This window comes from Micromonospora sp. ABR4_055, from assembly GCF_056160425.1.
The window spans coordinates 1-17,457 of sequence record NZ_JBSWXD010000013.1; the positions used below are offsets into that span (position 1 = coordinate 1).

The 17,457-nt window shown below is 71.1% G+C and carries 18 protein-coding genes; 4 read left to right on the plus strand and 14 right to left on the minus strand.

Annotation, left to right across the window (positions count from 1 at the left end):
• Positions 1–112 precede the first annotated feature (112 nt).
• Positions 113–820: an amino acid ABC transporter permease gene (locus ACXAHD_RS05795; protein ID WP_281554023.1), complete on the plus strand. Its 708-nt coding sequence runs from the start codon at positions 113–115 to the stop codon at positions 818–820.
• A gap of 49 nt (positions 821–869) precedes the next feature.
• Positions 870–1,901, plus strand: coding sequence for an amino acid ABC transporter permease (locus ACXAHD_RS05800; RefSeq protein ID WP_281554022.1), 1,032 nt, complete (start codon positions 870–872; stop codon positions 1,899–1,901).
• 36 nt (positions 1,902–1,937) lie between these two features.
• Here the strand turns inward: ACXAHD_RS05800 and rny are convergent, their stop codons facing one another.
• The 7 genes from rny to ACXAHD_RS05835 all read right to left on the minus strand — a co-directional run bounded on the left by rny (position 1,938) and on the right by ACXAHD_RS05835 (position 10,146).
• A complete protein-coding gene (gene rny, locus ACXAHD_RS05805; protein ID WP_281554021.1) occupies positions 1,938–3,716 on the minus strand; it encodes a ribonuclease Y in 1,779 nt (592 codons plus the stop codon).
• A 517-nt stretch (positions 3,717–4,233) separates the two neighbouring features.
• Positions 4,234–4,953, minus strand: coding sequence for a regulatory protein RecX (locus tag ACXAHD_RS05810; RefSeq protein WP_281554020.1), 720 nt, complete (start codon positions 4,951–4,953; stop codon positions 4,234–4,236).
• Between the two features lie 5 nt (positions 4,954–4,958).
• Positions 4,959–6,005: a recombinase RecA gene (recA, locus tag ACXAHD_RS05815; protein ID WP_278168039.1), complete on the minus strand. Its 1,047-nt coding sequence runs from the start codon at positions 6,003–6,005 to the stop codon at positions 4,959–4,961.
• Positions 6,006–6,505: 500 nt separating this feature from the next.
• Positions 6,506–6,706 (minus strand): DUF3046 domain-containing protein, encoded by a 201-nt coding sequence (locus tag ACXAHD_RS05820; protein WP_281554019.1) that lies wholly within the window; start codon positions 6,704–6,706, stop codon positions 6,506–6,508.
• A gap of 10 nt (positions 6,707–6,716) precedes the next feature.
• Positions 6,717–8,033 (minus strand): MFS transporter, encoded by a 1,317-nt coding sequence (locus tag ACXAHD_RS05825; RefSeq protein WP_475049033.1) that lies wholly within the window; start codon positions 8,031–8,033, stop codon positions 6,717–6,719.
• A complete protein-coding gene (locus ACXAHD_RS05830) occupies positions 8,030–8,725 on the minus strand; it encodes a UdgX family uracil-DNA binding protein (protein WP_281554017.1) in 696 nt (231 codons plus the stop codon). The genes ACXAHD_RS05825 and ACXAHD_RS05830 overlap by 4 nt, the downstream gene beginning before the upstream one ends.
• Positions 8,726–8,796: 71 nt before the next feature.
• Positions 8,797–10,146 (minus strand): aminotransferase class I/II-fold pyridoxal phosphate-dependent enzyme, encoded by a 1,350-nt coding sequence (locus tag ACXAHD_RS05835; RefSeq protein WP_281554016.1) that lies wholly within the window; start codon positions 10,144–10,146, stop codon positions 8,797–8,799.
• A gap of 38 nt (positions 10,147–10,184) precedes the next feature.
• Between ACXAHD_RS05835 and ACXAHD_RS05840 the strand changes: the two genes are divergently transcribed.
• Positions 10,185–10,856: a pyridoxamine 5'-phosphate oxidase family protein gene (locus tag ACXAHD_RS05840; RefSeq protein ID WP_348650093.1), complete on the plus strand. Its 672-nt coding sequence runs from the start codon at positions 10,185–10,187 to the stop codon at positions 10,854–10,856.
• A gap of 2 nt (positions 10,857–10,858) precedes the next feature.
• Positions 10,859–11,533: a leucine efflux protein LeuE gene (leuE, locus tag ACXAHD_RS05845; protein ID WP_281554015.1), complete on the plus strand. Its 675-nt coding sequence runs from the start codon at positions 10,859–10,861 to the stop codon at positions 11,531–11,533.
• 55 nt (positions 11,534–11,588) lie between these two features.
• Here leuE and ACXAHD_RS05850 read toward each other — a convergent pair whose 3' ends face one another.
• The 7 genes from ACXAHD_RS05850 to ACXAHD_RS05880 form a co-directional block, all read right to left on the minus strand.
• On the minus strand, positions 11,589–12,653 hold the full coding sequence (locus ACXAHD_RS05850) for a hemolysin family protein (RefSeq protein ID WP_281554014.1): 1,065 nt from the start codon (positions 12,651–12,653) through the stop codon (positions 11,589–11,591).
• Positions 12,650–13,987 (minus strand): hemolysin family protein, encoded by a 1,338-nt coding sequence (locus ACXAHD_RS05855; protein WP_281554013.1) that lies wholly within the window; start codon positions 13,985–13,987, stop codon positions 12,650–12,652. The genes ACXAHD_RS05850 and ACXAHD_RS05855 overlap by 4 nt, the downstream gene beginning before the upstream one ends.
• Positions 13,988–14,092: 105 nt before the next feature.
• On the minus strand, positions 14,093–14,476 hold the full coding sequence (mnhG, locus tag ACXAHD_RS05860) for a monovalent cation/H(+) antiporter subunit G (protein WP_281554012.1): 384 nt from the start codon (positions 14,474–14,476) through the stop codon (positions 14,093–14,095).
• Positions 14,473–14,763: an MrpF/PhaF family protein gene (locus tag ACXAHD_RS05865; protein ID WP_123600656.1), complete on the minus strand. Its 291-nt coding sequence runs from the start codon at positions 14,761–14,763 to the stop codon at positions 14,473–14,475. Before ACXAHD_RS05865 ends, mnhG begins: the two co-directional genes overlap by 4 nt.
• Positions 14,760–15,332, minus strand: coding sequence for a Na+/H+ antiporter subunit E (locus tag ACXAHD_RS05870; RefSeq protein WP_281554011.1), 573 nt, complete (start codon positions 15,330–15,332; stop codon positions 14,760–14,762). Before ACXAHD_RS05870 ends, ACXAHD_RS05865 begins: the two co-directional genes overlap by 4 nt.
• Entirely contained in the window at positions 15,329–16,975 is a 1,647-nt protein-coding gene (locus ACXAHD_RS05875) for a Na+/H+ antiporter subunit D (RefSeq protein WP_289212508.1), read from the minus strand. Before ACXAHD_RS05875 ends, ACXAHD_RS05870 begins: the two co-directional genes overlap by 4 nt.
• On the minus strand, positions 16,972–17,457 hold the full coding sequence (locus ACXAHD_RS05880) for a Na(+)/H(+) antiporter subunit C (protein ID WP_281554009.1): 486 nt from the start codon (positions 17,455–17,457) through the stop codon (positions 16,972–16,974). Before ACXAHD_RS05880 ends, ACXAHD_RS05875 begins: the two co-directional genes overlap by 4 nt.

The window sequence follows — 17,457 nt, forward strand, 5'->3', positions numbered from 1 at the left end:
CGCCCCCCCCCCCCCGCCCACCCCCCCCCCCCCCCCCCCCCCCCCCCCCCCCCCCCCCCCCCCCCCCCCCCCCCTCTCGCCCAGGTGGACGGTTCGCAGAAGGGTCTTTCGTGTGAGAGTGCTCGTCGACCACTTCGACGTCTTCGTCGGAGGTTTCTGGCTCACCCTGCAGCTGTGTCTGCTGTCCGCGACCGGCGCGCTGCTGATCGGCACGCTCGTCGCGATCCTGCGGATCTCACCGGTGCCGCCGCTACGCTGGCTCGGCGGGGCGTACGTGACGGTGCTGCGCAACGTGCCGCTGACCGTCGTGATGTTCTTCTCGGCCTTCGGGTTGCCCGCACTCGGGTCGAACGCCGACTTCCTGCGGATCCCCGGGCTGAGCATCGTGTTCAGCCGGCTCGGCATCGACCTGCCGTACTTCCGGTTCGCGATCATCGCGCTGAGCGTCTACACCGGTGCGTTCGTCTGCGAGGCGATCCGCAGCGGGATCAACGCGGTGCCGCCCGGTCAGGCGGAGGCCGCCCGCGCGATCGGCCTGACCTTCACCCAGAACCTGCGGTACGTGGTACTCCCCCAGGCGTGGAAGGCCGCGATCGTCCCGCTGGGCAGCGTCATCATCGCCATGATCAAGAATTCGGCGCTGGCCGGCTTCTTCGGGGTGGTCGGTGACCTGTCCAACTCGGCGCAGAACCTGACCAGCGCCCTCGGCGAGCCGATCATCCCGGTCTTCGTCGGCATCTCGATCGGCTTCCTGATCATGACCGTGCCGCTCGGGCTGCTGCTCGACCGGGTCGAGGCCCACCGGGCGGTGGCCAGATGACCGCCCCGTCCCCCGCGAGCGCCGCAGCCGTCACCGGAGGAACCACGCCATGAGCCAGCAGCAGAGCGTGTTGTACGACGCCCCCGGACCACGGGCCCGACGGGTCACGCTGATCGTCAGCGTGCTGTCGGCCCTCGCCGCCGTCACCGCCGGGTACTTCCTGGTCTACCGGCCGCTGGCCGAACGCGAACAGTTCACCATGGAGAAGTGGGGTCCACTGATCGACCCCGGCAACGAGGTGTTCGGTCAGGTCTGGACACTGCTCGGCGAGGGGGTCACCGCCACGCTGACCGCCGCCGGCCTGGCGATCGCGCTGTCGTTGCTGTTCGGCACCGCGCTGGCGGTGCTGCGGATCCAGCTGAAGGCGCTGCTGCGCCGCCGGTTCACCGGGCTCGCCACCTCGTTCGCGCTGGCGTTGCGGGCGCTGAGCTGGCTGCTGAACCTGGTGACCCGGTTCTGCGTCGAGGTGTTCCGCGGCCTGCCGGTGGTGATCACGATCTTCTTCGTCGCCCGGGGCCTGCCGGACCTCGGCCTGGAGATCGTCCTCCCGTTCGGCCACGAGATGCTGCCGTACCTGGTGCTGGGTCTGACCATCTACAACGGCGTGGTGATCGCCGAGATCCTGCGCTCCGGGATGGAGGGTCTGCCGTCGGGGCAGCGCGAGTCGGCCGCCGCGATCGGGCTGACGTCGTTCCAGACCACCCGGATGATCCTGCTGCCACAGGCGTTCCGGATCATGCTGCCGGCTCTGATCAGCCAGCTGATCGTGGTGCTCAAGGACACCTCGTTGGGCTTCATCATCGGCTACCAGGAGACGCTGCTGGTCGGCCGGACGATCATCCAGAACCTGCGTAACCCGATCCAGGTGTATCTGGTGATCGGGGTGCTGTTCATCGCGGTCAACTACGCGCTGTCCAAGCTCGCCGAGTCGGTGCAGCGGCGGCTGGCTCAGGGCCGGCGGACCAGCGCCACACCCCAGCCGCCGGCGGCACCGGCGTCGACGGTGGCCGGCCAACAGACTGCGGCCGGCACCGGCGGCAGCGCCACCACCGGCGGCACGGCTACGTCAGGCAGCAGCTAACCGGACGGCCCGCCCGTTGACCGGCCGTCCGGCCGGTCAACGGGCGATCTCGGTGACCCGGGACTCGCGGACCACGGTCACCCGGATCTGCCCCGGGTAGGTCAGCTCCTCCTCGATCTGCTTGGCCACGTCGCGGGCCAGCACCGCGGCACCGATGTCGTCCACGTCGTCCGGCTTGACCATCACCCGGATCTCCCGGCCGGCCTGCATGGCGAAGACCTTCTCCACGCCGATCTTGCCGGCGGCGATCTCCTCGATTCGCTCCAGCCGCTTGACGTACGCCTCCAGGCTTTCCCGCCGCGCGCCGGGACGACCACCGGAGCACGCGTCGGAGGCCTGGGTGAGCACCGCCTCGACGGTCTGCGGCGGCACCTCGTTGTGGTGTGCCTCGATAGCGTGCACCACCTCTTCGGATTCGCCGTACTTGCGGGCCAGGTCGGCGCCGATCAGCGCATGACTGCCCTCGACCTCGTGGGTGAGCGCCTTGCCGATGTCGTGCAGGAACGCGCACCGCTTGATCAGCGGGACGTCCAGACGCAGCTCGGCGGCCATCACCCCGGCGATGTGCGCGGTCTCCACCAGATGCTTGAGCACGTTCTGGCCGTACGAGGTCCGGTAGCGCAGCCGGCCCAGCAGGGTGGCCAGCTCAGGGTGGATCTCGGTGATGCCGACGTCGACGAGCGCCTCCTCGGCAGCCCGGTGGCACAGCTGCTCCACCTCCTGCCGGGCGGTCTCGAAGACCTCCTCGATCCGGTGCGGATGAATCCGGCCGTCGAGCACCAGTTTCTCCAGGGTGAGCCGGCCGGTCTCCCGGCGTACCGGGTCGAAGCAGGACAGCAGGACCGCCTCGGGTGTGTCGTCGATGATCAAATTGACCCCGGTGACGGACTCGAACGCCCGGATGTTGCGGCCTTCGCGCCCGATGATCCGGCCCTTCATCTCGTCGCCGGGCAGATGCAGGACGCTGACCACGCTCTCCGCGGTCTGTTCGCTGGCGACCCGCTGGATGGCGTCCACCACGATGTGCCGGGCCCGCTGGTCAGCGGTGTTGCGGGCGTCGGCCTCGATGTCGCGGACCAGGATTGCCGCCTCCCGTTTGGCCTGGCCCTCGATCGCTTCAACGAGCTCGCCCCGGGCCGCCTCGGCGGTCAGCCCGGCGACCCGCTCCAGCTCGCGCTGCCATCGCTCCTCGGCGGCCGTCAGGTCCGCCTCCCGGGCGGCCAGGGCTGCCTTGCGCTCGGCGAGTTCGGCGGCGGTGGCAGTCAACCGGCGGTCCCGCTCGGCGACCCGGTCGGCTTCCTCGGCGTGCTGACGTTCCCGCTCGTCCATCCGCTGGCCGCGCCGGTCCAGCTCGGCGGACTGCTCCTTGACGGCCCGGGAGAGCATCGCGATCTCCCGCTCGCCGCTGCGCCGGGCCGCTGCCCGGACCTGCTCGGCTTCGGTCTCGGCCTGCCGGTGGGCCCGCTCCAGGATGGTGTCCGCCTCGGCCCGGGCGGCGTCGAGCACTCGACGGGCCTCGGCCCGGGCGGCGGTCGCTTCGGCCTTGGCGGCGGCGGCGTCGGTACGGGCCGCAGCGGCGGCGGCCTTGGCCTGCTCGACGGCGGAGGACGCCTCGTCGGCCGCGGTACGCAGCGCGGCGAGGGAGCGTTCCTGCCGGTCGCGGGCGGCGACGAAAGCCGGGTCCTCCTCAACCGGCGTCGCGGCCGCCGGTGTGGTGAGCCGGCGCAGCGTGCGGGCACCGAGCGCGAGGCCGGCGAGCACCAGGCCGGCGAGCACGACGACCGCGGCGAAGAGCATCCACTCCAGCCCGGTCATGCCGACCCTCCGAGCCTACCGACACTCGCGTGTCCCGCCGGCTTCCTGCGCTGCGCCACGACCGCCTCCAGTCCGCCGTCGGCCTTCCCGGAGGCTTCTCGCTCCGGCGCCGGCCACGGCTATGGGAACACCCGACCGTGGCGGCTGACCAACGACCAGACAGCACCGACGTGGGTGCGGGCACGATCACGGCGAAAGCGGCCGTTGTGCGTGCTGTCGCCGCCGGACCGGCCTGTCCGGTTGCGGCATGTCTGGCTACTGAACTGCTGCTGCGAAGTGATGCCGTACTGTTATGCGATCTATGTTGTGCGGTTAGCCTGCGACGGGTCGGTTGTTCGTCTGTAACGCGAGGCTAGGTCGCGAGGGGCCGTTCGGTCAAGAAGTCATGATCAGACCGACAACGGAACGTAGGGCATCGGCCCACTCACAGGCAGCATATCGCGCTCAGGACGCGCCGGGATGAGTCGGAAATTTGGCGCATCCCGCAGGGGATGGTGTCCCGTCAGGTGGACCAGGGCTACTCAGCATCCGGGTCGGGAACCTCGCCGATCAGTGCCTCGGCATCCACCGTGTCGGTGAACTGGGCGGCCTCGGCGGACCGGACGGCCAGTGCCTCCCGGACCACCGGCACAGCTACCCCCGCCGAGTAACCCTTGCGGGCAAGCATCGCGACCAACCGTCGGAACACCACGTCCGGAGCACCCCGGGCGGTACGCAGCTTGCGCTCGACGAGCTCCGTCGCGGTGGCCCGCTCGGTCGACTCGTCCAGCCCGTCCAGCGCGTCCCGGGCAGTCTGTGGATCCACGCCACGCTGACGCAACTCGGCGGCGAGGTTGCGCCGGGCCAGCCCTCGACCGTGGTGCCGGCTGGTCACCCAGGCTTGGGCGAACGCCGCGTCATCGATCATCCCGACCTCGTCGTACCGGTCGAGGACCGAACTGGCCGTGGCCTCGGAGATGCCGCGTCGCCGCAGCACTGCGGCGAGCTCCGCCCGAGTCCGAGGGCGGACGGCGAGCTGTCGCAGACAGATGTCGCGGGCCTGCTGCGCCTCGTCCACCGGCTGCCCACCGCCGACCGCGGCGGACCCGGTGGTGCGGCCGTCGCGCTCAGCGGTGGGGTCTGCGAACCCGGCGGTGGGGTCGGCCGGCCGGCTGCGGCCGGCACGGGAGGCGCGTGGACGGGGCGGAGCCGCATCCCAGCCCCGGCCCGTCCGTGCGCCGCGTCGTCGCCCGGCCATCCGGATCAGAAGTCGACCGGCGGCAGCTCGGGCCCGCCGGCCTCGTCGGCACCGAGCGCGCCGACGCCGAGCTTCTCCAGGATCTTCTTCTCGATCTCAGCCGCCACGTCCGGATTCTCCCGGAGGAACTCCCGGGCCTTCTCCTTGCCCTGACCGAGTTGGTCGCCCTCGTAGGTGTACCAGGCACCGGACTTGCGGATGATCGACTGCTCGACGCCGACGTCGATCAGCGAGCCCTCCCGGGAGATGCCCTTGCCGTACATGATGTCGAACTCGGCCTGCTTGAACGGCGCGGAGACCTTGTTCTTGACGACCTTGACCCGGGTCCGGTTGCCGACCACGTCGGTGCCGTCCTTGAGGCTCTCGATCCGTCGCACGTCGAGCCGCACCGAGGCGTAGAACTTCAGCGCCCGGCCACCGGTGGTGGTCTCCGGCGAGCCGAACATCACGCCGATCTTCTCCCGCAGCTGGTTGATGAAGATCGCGGTGGTGCCGGTGCTGTTCAGCACACCGGTGATCTTGCGCAGCGCCTGGCTCATCAGCCGGGCCTGCAGACCGACGTGGCTGTCCCCCATCTCGCCCTCGATCTCGGCACGGGGCACCAGGGCCGCGACCGAGTCGATCACGATAATGTCCAGCGCGCCGGAGCGGATCAGCATGTCGGCGATCTCCAGCGCCTGCTCACCGGTGTCCGGCTGGGAGACCAGCATGGCGTCGGTGTCCACGCCGAGCGCCCTGGCGTAGTCAGGGTCGAGCGCGTGCTCGGCGTCGATGAACGCCGCGATGCCGCCGGAACGCTGGGCGTTGGCCACCGCGTGCAGGGCGACCGTGGTCTTACCGCTGCTCTCCGGGCCGTAGACCTCGACCACCCGACCCCGGGGCAGGCCGCCGACGCCGAGTGCAACGTCGAGCGCGATGGAGCCGGTGGGGATCACTGCGGTCTGGATCACCGGCCGCTCGCCCAGCCGCATCACCGAGCCCTTGCCGAACTGTTTGTCGATCTGAGCCAGCGCCAGATCGAGCGCCTTTTCCTTGTCTGGCACTGCCGCCATTGCTGCCACCCCTACGTTCGCCGACTTCCCAGGCGTCCTGGCCGAGCTTCTCGTCACCCGGGTCACGCTAGGCGCTGGGTCCGACAGAAAACAGCCGACGGGCCGCAACCTGTGGATGAGCACCTAGCTGTGGACAATAGCCGAACAGATGTACGAGTGGAAAACCAGACACGCCCACGAGTTTCACCACCCAAAGCATCCATTGGACCGCAAAGAGTGAATTCAGCTACGCGAACGCACGCCCGCCAAGCAGAGGTACCCCGTCAAGCGGAGGCACGACCAGCCGACAGGAGTACGACCGACCCGACAAGCGACGCGCGACACACAGGCCGACTCCGGTTGCCCCGAGACACTTCCAGTTCTGATGTCACCGGTGCTCTGATGCACCGGTGACATCAGAGCCCAACCAACACCCGACAACCGGGACAGTGACACTATGCGCATTGACTGAGGCGTACCGTAATCAACAGGTCGTGAATCCCAGCTCGACCGGCTCGCGATCAGCGCAACCGGCCAGGGACCCGGTCGGGATACGCGGCGCAGACCGCCCGCCAGACCACCGCCGTCTCCTCACCCGCCGCCAGTGCCTGGGCGATGGTGCGCCCACCCAACTGGGCCAGTACCTGATCGGTGGCGATACTGCGGGCGTACGCCGGCCCGAACGCCTCGTCCAACCGGCCCCAGAAGTCCGTCAACCGCATCCCTGCCTCCTTACTGCTTCGACGGAGCCGGCACCGGGCGCAGCACCAACCCCAGCAGCGGCACCGTGGCCAGCGCCGACAGCAACGTCAGGACGCCGTAACCGGACAGCCCGACGATGATTCCGCTGACCCCGCCGGCGAACGCGCCGGCCAGACCCATCACCAGGTCCGACAGGCCTTGCACCGACGGACGGACGTCGACCGGCACCGACTCCGACAGCAGGGTCGAGCCCGCGACCATGGTGCCCGACCAGCCGAGCCCGAGCAGCACCAGCCCGATCACCAGGCGTACCGGGTCGTGGCCGGCGGTGCCCGCCACGGCACACGCGGCCAGCAGCAGCCCGACCCCACCGACGATCACCGGCCGGCGACCGGCCCGGTCGGTGAGCCAACCTACCACCGGCGACAGCGCGTACATCCCGGCGATGTGCAGGCTCAGCACCAGCCCGACGGTGCGCAACAGATCACCGCCGGTGTGCCCCATCCCGATGTGGACCGGCGTCATCGCCATCACCCCGACCATCACCAGGTGGCCGACTGCGACGGCGCAGACCCCGAGCCGCGCGGCGGGCCGGGCGGCTACCACCACGAACGCGGCCCGCAGGCCTCGGCCGGACCTGGCCTGCGAAGCCCGGCCGGACTGCACCGGGGCGGTCGCCGCAGCGGGGCCGGCGATCCGCCGGGCGGTCAGCAGCGGATCCGGTCGCAACAACACCAGCACCAGCAGCGCGGCCAGCAGGAACGCCAGCGTACTGACGGCGAACGGGCCGGCCAGCGGCGGCAGCCCGACCCCGCTGACCGACCGGTCGGCCAGCCCGGCCAGGTTGGGGGCGGTCACCGCGCCGACCGTGGTCGCCCAGACCACCAGCGACAGCTGCCGGCCCCGACGACGCGGCTCGGTGAGGTCGACCGCCGCGTACCGGGCCTGCAGCCCGGCAGTCGTCGCCCCGCCGAACAGGACCATGCCGACGAACAGCAGCGGCACCCAGCGCCCCGCGGCGGCGGCCACCACCAGCACCGCCCCGGTCGCACCCGTCAGGTAGGCGAAGACCAGACCGGGTCGGCGGCCGTGCCCGTTCATGATCCGGACCACGGGTACGGCGAGCAGCGCCCCGCCGACCACTGCGGCGCTCTGCGCCAGGCCGGAGACGGCCACCCCGCCGAGCTCGGCGGCGAGCAGGCCACCGACCGAGATCCCGATGGTGACGCCTACGCCGCCGATCATCTGGGTACCGGCGAGCAGCCGCAGCGTACGGCGTTGGATGCGGGTGACGTCACCGGATGGCGGCGGGTCGGTCACCGACGACGGTGCAGTGAGCGCGGTCATCGGCGTACCGCCTGGGTCGGGCTGCCCCGATCGGCGAGCAGTCTGCGGGCGACGCCGAGGTCGGTGACCAGCCCTCGGAAGGCGATCTGCTGGGCGTCGGCACGCAGCACCGCAGAGGGATGGATGGTGGCCACCAGTTGCGCCGGACCCACCGGAAACTCCTCGGCCCGTTCGGCCGAGGCAGGCCACGGCAACGGTACGCCACGCGAGCGGGTCACCCGGAACGCCGGGCCGAGCAGTGCCCGGGCCGCGGTCGCGCCGAGCACCACGACGACGTCCGGGCGCAGCATCGCGAACTCGGCAACCAACCATGGCCGGCAGGCCACGATGTGCGCCCGGTCCGGGGTCTGGTGGATCCGTCGACCGCCGCGCGACACGAAGCGGAAGTGCTTCACCGCGTTGGTCAGATAGATCTGGTCGACCGGGATCCCGGCGTCGTCCACCGCCCGGCGCAGCAGCCGGCCGGCCGGGCCGACGAACGGCAGCCCCTGGCGGTCCTCGACGTCCCCGGGCTGCTCGCCGACCATCACCACCCGGGCATCGGGGTTGCCCCGGCCGAAGACCACCTGGCTGGCGGGCTGGTGCAGTTCGCAGCCCTGGCAACTGGGGGCGGCAGCGCGCAGGTCGGCGAGGCTACGGGCACCGGTGGGGACGTACCCATCGGCTCCGGCGGTGGTTTCGTGCACGGTCACAAGTCCTTCCTACCCGGTTGCGGATTGACCGGAGCGCCTGGGTTGACCGGTCCGAGTGCGGCCCGCGTACCTCACCTGCCGACCCCGGTGAGTCCTGCTGGGCGCAGCGCGTCGCGCACCGCCGCGGCGAGCTCGCCGGCCCGGTGCTCGTCGAGCCCGCTGACGGTGATCCTGATACCCGGCGCGCTGCGTAGCCGGTAGCGGGCTCCGGTGGAGACGGTGAATCCGGCCGCCTGCAGCGCGGCCACCACGTGGGTCTCGTCCGTCACCGGCACCCAGACGTTGATCCCGCTGCCGCCGTGGCTGGCGACGCCGTGGTTGGCGAGCGCGGCCCGCAACGACTCCCGGCGGCGCTGGTAGACCCGGCCGGCCCCGGCCACGGTGGCGGCGACCGAGGGATCGCGCCACAACTGTCCGAGCAGCCGCTGCAGGACCGTGGAGACCCAGCCGGAACCGATACGCATCCGACCGGCCACCCGGCTGAGAGTGGTCTCGTCGCCGGTCAACAGGGCGATCCGCAGGTCCGGGCCGTACGGCTTGCTTACGGAGCGGACGAACGCCCACCGGGGTGTCACGCCGGCCAACACGTGCGGCGGACCATCGGAGAGCTCAGCGGCGTGGTCATCCTCGATGAGCAGCACATCGTCGGCCTCGCGCAGCAGCCGTCGCAGCCGGTCGGCCCGGTCCGCGTCCAGGGCGGCGCCGGTCGGGTTCTGCGCCCGGGTGGTGACCACGATGGCGGAGACGCCGGCGGACAGCACCGCCCGCAGGCCGGGTTCGGTCGGGCCGCGGTCGTCCACCGGCATCGGGACCGGAGTGAGGCCCAGTGCCGCGATCAGGTCCAGCAGGTTGGCCCAGCCGGGATCCTCCACCGCGACCCGGTCGCCAGGGCGCAGAGTGCCGGTGAGCAGGCGTTCGATCCCGTCCAGCGCGCCACTGGTGACAGTGAGACCGCCGGCCGGCAGGCCGTCGTCAGCCAACCGGACCATGGCTAGCGCGGCAAGGTCGGGCAGCAGGCCGGCGTCGGCGTAACCCTGCCCGGACGCGGTGTCGGCCAACTCCCGGGCGACCGCAGCGAGATGTGTCGCCAGCGGCGGCAACAGCCGTGGATCCGGCTCACCGGTGGACAGGTCCAGGGTGCCCGGCGGGGCCGGCGCGGACGGGCCGGGCCGGGTCACGGCGACCGGCGGGCGGGCGCGGACCCGGGTGCCGCGCCGGCCGTCGGTGTCGACGATCCCACGTTGGCGCAGCGCCTGGTACGCCTTGGCGACGGTGGCCGGGCTGACCTCGAGTGCGTCGGCGAGCGTACGCACCGCCGGCAGCAGGGCACCAGGTGCCAACGCACCCGTACGGACACCGGCCTCGACGCTGGCCGAGATCTCGGTCGCGGTCGCACCGGTCGGCTGATATTGTTCTGACACAAATAGCATATTGTACTAGAACAAACTTGGGAGCCCGAATGTATCCCGCCACCGCCCGGACCACCGCCACGCGACACCTCAACCGGGTCACCTACCAGCGCACCGAGGCACACCGCATCCTCGACGAGGCGTACCACTGCTGCCTGGCGTTCGTCGCCGACGGCGCGCCCCGGGCACTGCCCACTCTGCACGTACGCGTCGACGAGACCCTGTACCTGCACGGCTCCACCGCGAGCACGCCCCTGTTGGCCGCCCGGGACCCACAAGGGCTCGCCGTCTGTGTGGCCGTCACCCTGCTCGACGGCCTGGTCTATGCCCGCGCCCAGGCGCACCACAGCGCGAACTACCGGTCAGTCGTCGTACACGGCACCGCCCGGCTGGTCAGCGATCCGGCCGACAAGCGGCGGGCACTCGACGCCCTGATCGACAAGGCGGCTCCGGGCCGGGTCTCGGACAGCCGGCCACCGACGAACCGGGAACTCGCGCAGACAGCGGTGCTCGCCGTCGCTCTCGACGAGGTGTCGGTCAAGGGCCGCACCGGTGACCCCGTCGACGATCAGGCCGACCTCGCACTGCCGTACTGGGCCGGGGTGCTGCCGCTGCGCACCGTCGCCGACCCGCCGCAATCCGCTACCGGAGTCACCCGGGCGGTGCCGACCTACTTCACCACCAGCGAAATTTCTCTCGCCAGCGGACCGGCGGACAGGTGAGGATGACCCCCATGCTGGGCATCACCGACATCTGGACGTACGTCCTGGGCACCGTGGCGATCATTCTGCTGCCCGGGCCGAACTCGTTGTTCGTCCTGTCCACCGCCGCCCGACGCGGCGTGCGGCACGGCTACCGGGCGGCCGGCGGCGTCTTCCTCGGCGACACGGTGCTGATGGTGCTCTCCGCAGCCGGGGTCGCCTCCCTGCTCAACACCCATCCGGCGGTGTTCACCGTGATCAAGTACGCCGGGGCGGCGTACCTCGGCTATGTCGGCGTCACCATGCTCCGTGGTGCCTGGCGGCGCTGGCGGCGGCGGGACGACCCGGGCGCGCCCCGGTTGGTGGACGCAGCCGAGCCGGCGGCGGCGCGTCGCCCGTTCCGGCGGGCGACGGTGATCAGCCTGCTGAACCCGAAAGCGATCCTGTTCTTCGTGTCGTTCTTCATCCAGTTCGTCGACCCGGCGTACCCGTACCCGGCGCTGTCGTTCCTGCTGCTCGGCACGATCGCCCAACTGTTCAGCGTCATCTACCTGACCGTGCTGATCTTCACCGGGACTTATCTGGCGATGCAGTTCCGGCAACGGCGCCGGCTCGCCGTGACGGTCACCAGCGGGGTGGGTGCCCTGTTCCTCGGTTTCGGGGTCAAGCTGGCGACCGCCAGCGCCGGAGCAGCGTGACCCGCCGGAGCAGCATGACCGCCGGCCCGGCGAGACCACACCGTCGACGCGCAGCTCAGCGCATCCGCCGTCCCCTCGGGACGGCGTCGGTCTCGTCGTCGAACTCGCCGATGACCTCTTCCAGCAGGTCCTCCAACGCCACGAAACCGATCGGCCGGTCGGCTCCGGCACCGTTGGTGACCAGCGCCAACTGGACCTGGTCGGCGCGCATCGCCGCCACCGCCTCGGTGACGGTCGCCGTCGCCGGCAGCAGGAACGGCCGGCTCATCAGCGACTCGGCGGTCGGGGCTCCGTCACAGGTGTTCGCCCGCACCGCGTCGCGTACGTGCACGATGCCGATCAGATCGCCGGCCTCGCCGTAGACCACCAGACGGGACCGACCGCTACCCCGGGACAGCTCCTCCACCCGCACGGCGGTGTCCGTCCGGGCCACCGCGACGACCTGGTCCACCGGCTGCATCACGTCCCGCACGGTGGTGCGCTCCAGCTGGAGCATCTTGGCCAGCAGCTCGTGCTGGTCCGGCGGCAGCAGGCCGTGCTCCCGCGACTGTTCCAGCAGGATGCGCAGCTCGTCCGGGCCGTGCACCTGGGCCAGCTGGTCCTGTGGTTCGACCCGGAACGCCCGCAGCACGGCGTTGGCGATCGCGTTCAGCCCGGACAGGACCGGCCGGGACACCCGGGCGAATGCCCGGAACGGCAGCGCCAGCAGCAGCGCCGATCGCTCCGGGTGGGTGATCGCCCACGACTTCGGTGCCATCTCGCCGACCACCAGATGCAGAAAGACCACCAGGGCGAGGGCGAACAGGAACGCGACCAGGTGACTGGCCGCGTACGGCAGACCGGCCCGCTCCAGCAGGGGCGCCACCAGCCGCTCCACCGCCGGTTCGGCCAACGCGCCCAGACCGAGGGTGCAGACGGTGATGCCCAGCTGCGCCCCGGCGAGCATCAGCGACAGCTCGCGCGAGCCGTCCAACGCCGCCCGGGCCGCCCGCGAGCCGCCCGCCGCAGCCTGTTCCAGGCGGTACCGCTTGCTCGCCACCAGGGCGAACTCCGCAGCCACGAAGAATCCGTTCAGGGCGAGCAGCACCAGCGAGGTCAGCAACGCCCACCCGGCGCTCACCCGATCACCTCCAGCCGGACCGAGTCGGGCACGTGCCGGTCGACGGAGATAACGTGCAGTACGGCCCGCCGGGCCCGATGATGGCCGTTGCCGGCGGCTGTCTCGTCCAGGCTGATCGAGATCTGGTCGCCGACCTCGGGCACCCGGCCCAGCTCCCGCATGACCAGGCCGGAGAGGGTGTCGTACTCGGGGGCGGTGGGCAGCTCGACCCCGGTGGTGTCGGCGACCTCGTCGATCCGCCAGCGGGCCGGGACCAGCCAGGAGCCGTCCGGCTGGCGGGCCGGGGCCGGCTCCGGGGGGTCGTCCTCGTCCCGGATCGGTCCGACCAGCTCCTCGGCGATGTCCTCCAGGGTGATCACCCCGGCGAAGCCGCCGTACTCGTCGACCACGCAGGCCAGCTGCCGGTGCCCCTTACGCAGCCGGTCCAGCACCGCCGGCAACGGCAAGGTCTCGGGCACCAGCAGCGGGGGAACCATCACGGCCGCGACGGTCGTCATCGCCCGCCGCGACGGCGCTACGGTGAGCACGTCCGCGATGCTGGCGATGCCGACCAGATCGTCGACGCCGTCCGAGCCGTGCACCGGGAAGCGGGAGTGCCCGGTGTCCAGCAGCTCCACCAGCCCGGTCAGTGGCGCGTCGACCCGCACCGTGTGCACGTCGACCCGCGGCACCATCGCCTCACCGGCGGTCAGCTGCCGGAAGTGCAGTCCCCGATCGAGCAGCGTGGACATCGCCGAGTCGAGATGCCCCTCCTGGCGGGACTCGGCGATGATCTGGCCGAGGTCCTCGGCGGTGGCGCCGCTGGGCAGCTCCTCGATCGGCTCGATGCCGACCCGTCGCAGCAACCGGTTCGCCGCGATGTCGAACATCCGGATCAGCGGCCCGGCGACGGCCAGGTAGATCAGGGTCGACCGGCTGAGCGCCCGGGCCAACGTCTCGGCCCGTGCGAGGGCGAGGTTCTTGGGGGCCAGCTCACCGAGGACCATCTGCACCACGGTCGAGATGATCAGCGCCAACCCGACCGAGATGGTCAGACTGGCGGCCGGCGGAACTCCGACCCCGCCGAGCAGCTCGGACAGTCCGGCGCCGAGGTACGGCTCGGCGACGTAGCCGACCAGCAACGCGGTGACCGTGATCCCCAGCTGGGCACCGGAGAGCATGAACGACAGCCGGCTGGTCACCCGCAGCGCCCGGGCGGCAGCCGGGTCGCCCCGGTCGGCCAGGGCCCGGAGCCGGCCCCGGTCGACGGCGACGTAGCCGAACTCCTGGGCGACGAAGTAGCCGGTCGCGACCGTCAAGACGGTGATCAGGAAGAGACCGAAGACGATCAGCACCGGGGGCTCAGCGCTCCGGCGACCGGCGGCCGGAATGTCGGCAGCCGGGTCCTACCCGGCTGGCTACTGCTGCCCTCCTGGGCAGGAGCATCGGTCATGGCCGGATTATATAGTGGCCCGCCGCTGCCCACCGGTTCCGTCGCCGCCGGTGGCGCCCGTCGTGATCCCGTCCGCCTCGTCGGTGACCAGCAGGTCCCGCCGTACCAGATCGGCCCGGTAGGCGGCCCGGCCGATGATGTGGGCCGCGACCGGCGCGGTCGCCATCTGGAAGACCGCGACCATCAGCAGAGTGGCCAGTTCGGTGCCGCTCTGCAGCCGCAACGCCAGCCCACTGAGGAACAGCAACAGGCCGAGAACCTGCGGCTTGGTCGCCGCGTGAATCCGGGCGGCAACGTCGGGGAAGCGCAGCAGACCGATGCTGGCCGCCAGGCTGAGCAACGCGCCGCCGATCAGCAGCGTGCCGGACAGTACGGTCAGCACCCCGTTCACCGTTGCTCCCGTTCGGCGGCGGCCACCGCAGGCGGGCGGGCGGCGACGAACCGGACGATGCTGACCGAGCCCACGAACCCGAGCAGGGACAGCACCACGAGCACCGGCAAAGTGGTGGCGTGCCGGTTGACCGCGGCCTCGGCGGCAAGCCCGCCGACGATGATGGCGATCAGAACCTCGGCGGCCACTACCCGGTCGAGCAGTGTCGGACCACGGATGATCCGCCCGACGGTCAGCAGGGCCGCCACGGCCAGCAGGACGGTCACCACGACAGCCACAAAGGTCATCGATTCTCTCCGTGATGGTCGGCCGGGCGAGGGTCGGCGAGGTGACGCACGTCGTCCGCCGAGCCGACGGCCCGGACGATCCGCTCCTCCAACGCCAGCACCTTCCGCCGGGCCTGCTCGACGTCGTGGTGGTCGACGACGTCGAGCACGTGGACGTAGAGGGTGCCGCTGGCCGGGTCGGCCTCGACGATGAGGCTGCCCGGGATCAACGACAACGCCTCGGCGGTGAGGGTCAGGTTCAGGTCCGTCCGGACTCGGAGCCGCACCGCGAGGACCGCGCTGCGCGGCGTGTGCCCAAACCGGACGGCGGTCCAGGCCACCTGCGCGCTCGCGATGAACAGGTCGACGACGAACCGGACGAGGAAGCGCAGCACCGCCAGCGGCCGGATCCGGCCCTCGAAGGCGACCGGCGGCAGCGGGAAGACGGTGACCACCACCAACGCGACGGCCGTCCCACCGAGCAGGTTGCCGACGGAGAACCGCCCGTAGAACAGGTTCCACAGCACCACCAGAGCGGCGACCGCGACGATCTGGGCACGCCAGCGCGCGGCCCTGGACACCGGACTCATCTGGCTCCTCCCTGCGGGAACACCGCGTCGACGTACGGCGTACGACTCACCAGGTTGGCCGCCGCCTCGGTGCCGATCTGGTACAACGGTCCGGCCAGCACGGTCAGCGCCAGGCCGAGCAGCACCAGTGCGGTGGTCGCGCCGACCAGCAGGGGCGGCATCGGTTCCACCGACCCCGGGCCGTCGGCGGCGAGCGGGGTGGAGGCCGAGTCGGTGGACGGCACCCGGACACCGGACACCGCCCGGGCGGCGGACGGCACGGTCGCCGGCTGCGGGGCCGCAGCAGGTGCCGGTGCCGTCGCCGGACCGCCCGCTGTGGCCTGCGGTGCGGTTTTGCGCCAGAAGGCGAGATTCCACACCCGGGTCACCGCGTACAGGGTGAGCAGGCTGGTCACCACCGCGCCGGCGGCGACCACCCAGACCAGCGGGCCACCGTCGGCGACCCCGGCCTGCAGCAACCCGAGCTTGCCGAGGAACCCGGAGAACGGTGGTATGCCGGCCAGGTTCAACGCGGGCAGAAAGAACAGCGCGGCGAGCAGCGGCGCGGCTCGGGCCAACCCGCCGAGACGCTCCAGGTTGGTGCTGCCGCCCCGGCGCTCCACCAGGCCGGTCGCCAGGAACAGCGTGGTCTGGACGGTGATGTGGTGCACCACGTAGAAGATCGCCGCCGCCAGTCCGGCAGCGGTGCCGAGCGCGATCCCGAACAGCATGTAGCCGATGTGACTGACCAGGGTGAACGAGAGCAGACGCTTGATGTCCGACTGTGCGACCGCACCGAGGATGCCGACCACCATGGTCAGCAACGCGACCACCAGCAGCAGGTCGCGGGTGCGTCCGCCGGGGAACAGCAACGTCTCGGTACGGATGATCGCGTAGACGCCGACCTTGGTCAGCAGACCGGCGAAGACGGCGGTGACCGGAGCTGGCGCGGTCGGGTAGCTGTCCGGCAGCCAGGCCGACAGCGGGAAGACGGCGGCCTTGATGCCGAACGCGAGAAGCAGCATCAGCTGCAGCATCAGCCGCAGGTCGTCGGGGAGTCCGTCGAGCCGGTCGGCCAGCTGCGCCAGGTTCACCGTGCCGGTGGCGGCGTAGATCAGCCCGATGGCGGTGAGGAAGATGACCGAGGAGAGGATGCTGACCACGACGTAGGTCGTGCCGGCCCGGATTCGTACCTCGGTGCCGCCCAGGGTGAGCAGCACGTAGCTGGCGCCGAGCAGGATCTCGAACCCGACGTACAGGTTGAACAGGTCCCCGGAGAGGAACGCGTTGGTCACTCCGGCGGTGAGAATCAGGTACGTCGGGTGGTAGATCGCCACCGGTGTGCTCTCCCGGCCGTCAGCGCGACCTTCACCGATCGAATACAGCAGTACGCACAGCGTCACTGCGGTGGAGACCACCAGCATCAGGGTGGCGAGTTGGTCGGCGACCAGCACGATGCCCAGCGGCACCGGCCAGCCACCCACCCGTACCACCTGGGGTCCCTCGATGTGGGCGGTGATCAACAGGGCGAGCGCGACGCCGAAGGTGACGGTGAGGGCCGCGACGCTGGTGGTCCGCTGGGCGCGCGGATGCCGGGCCAGCACCAGGGTGATACCCGCGCCGAGCAGCGGCACGATCACCGGCAACGGCACCAGGAAGCTCACGGGTCGCTCCGATCGAGATCGCCGGCGCGGGCCGGGGCGGTACGGGGGGCACCGATCGCGTCGATCGGGTCGGTGTCGTTGTCGTCGCTGTCCTCGGCATCGTCCTCGGCGTTGGGTCCCTGGTCGGCGAGGGCGCGCTGAACGATGAGCCGGTCCTCCAGGTCGTCCTGGACCTCGTCGTGGCCGAAGAGCAGCCAGCTGCGGTACGCCATGGCGAGCAGGAACGCGGTGAGCCCGAGCGTGATCACGATCGCGGTGAGGATGAGCGCCTGTGGCAGCGGGTCGCTCATCTCCTCGGCGGCGGTCACCTCGGCGATGGGCGCCCCGCCGGGCCGCCCGCCCAGCAGGATCAGCAGGTTGGCCCCGTTGCCGAGCAGGATCACCCCGAGCACCACCCGGGTGAGACTGCGTTCCAGCAACAGGGTGACGCCGGCGGCGAAGAGCACCCCGACGACCAGGACGAGCACGATGTTGGGCGGCAT

What these genes read in the sequence shown, in the direction of transcription:
- ACXAHD_RS05870 (WP_281554011.1), bottom strand. Translation starts at nt 15,332, where the DNA reads ATGAGTCCGGTGTCCAGGGCCGCGCGCTGGCGTGCCCAGATCGTCGCG.
- ACXAHD_RS05820 (WP_281554019.1), bottom strand. Translation starts at nt 6,706, where the DNA reads ATGCGGTTGACGGACTTCTGGGGCCGGTTGGACGAGGCGTTCGGGCCG.
- ACXAHD_RS05800 (WP_281554022.1), top strand. Translation starts at nt 870, where the DNA reads ATGAGCCAGCAGCAGAGCGTGTTGTACGACGCCCCCGGACCACGGGCC.
- ACXAHD_RS05825 (WP_475049033.1), bottom strand. Translation starts at nt 8,033, where the DNA reads ATGACCGCGCTCACTGCACCGTCGTCGGTGACCGACCCGCCGCCATCC.
- ACXAHD_RS05865 (WP_123600656.1), bottom strand. Translation starts at nt 14,763, where the DNA reads ATGACCTTTGTGGCTGTCGTGGTGACCGTCCTGCTGGCCGTGGCGGCC.
- ACXAHD_RS05880 (WP_281554009.1), bottom strand. Translation starts at nt 17,457, where the DNA reads ATGCCGCCCAACATCGTGCTCGTCCTGGTCGTCGGGGTGCTCTTCGCC.
- rny (WP_281554021.1), bottom strand. Translation starts at nt 3,716, where the DNA reads ATGACCGGGCTGGAGTGGATGCTCTTCGCCGCGGTCGTCGTGCTCGCC.
- ACXAHD_RS05840 (WP_348650093.1), top strand. Translation starts at nt 10,185, where the DNA reads ATGTATCCCGCCACCGCCCGGACCACCGCCACGCGACACCTCAACCGG.
- ACXAHD_RS05810 (WP_281554020.1), bottom strand. Translation starts at nt 4,953, where the DNA reads ATGGCCGGGCGACGACGCGGCGCACGGACGGGCCGGGGCTGGGATGCG.
- leuE (WP_281554015.1), top strand. Translation starts at nt 10,859, where the DNA reads ATGACCCCCATGCTGGGCATCACCGACATCTGGACGTACGTCCTGGGC.
- recA (WP_278168039.1), bottom strand. Translation starts at nt 6,005, where the DNA reads ATGGCGGCAGTGCCAGACAAGGAAAAGGCGCTCGATCTGGCGCTGGCT.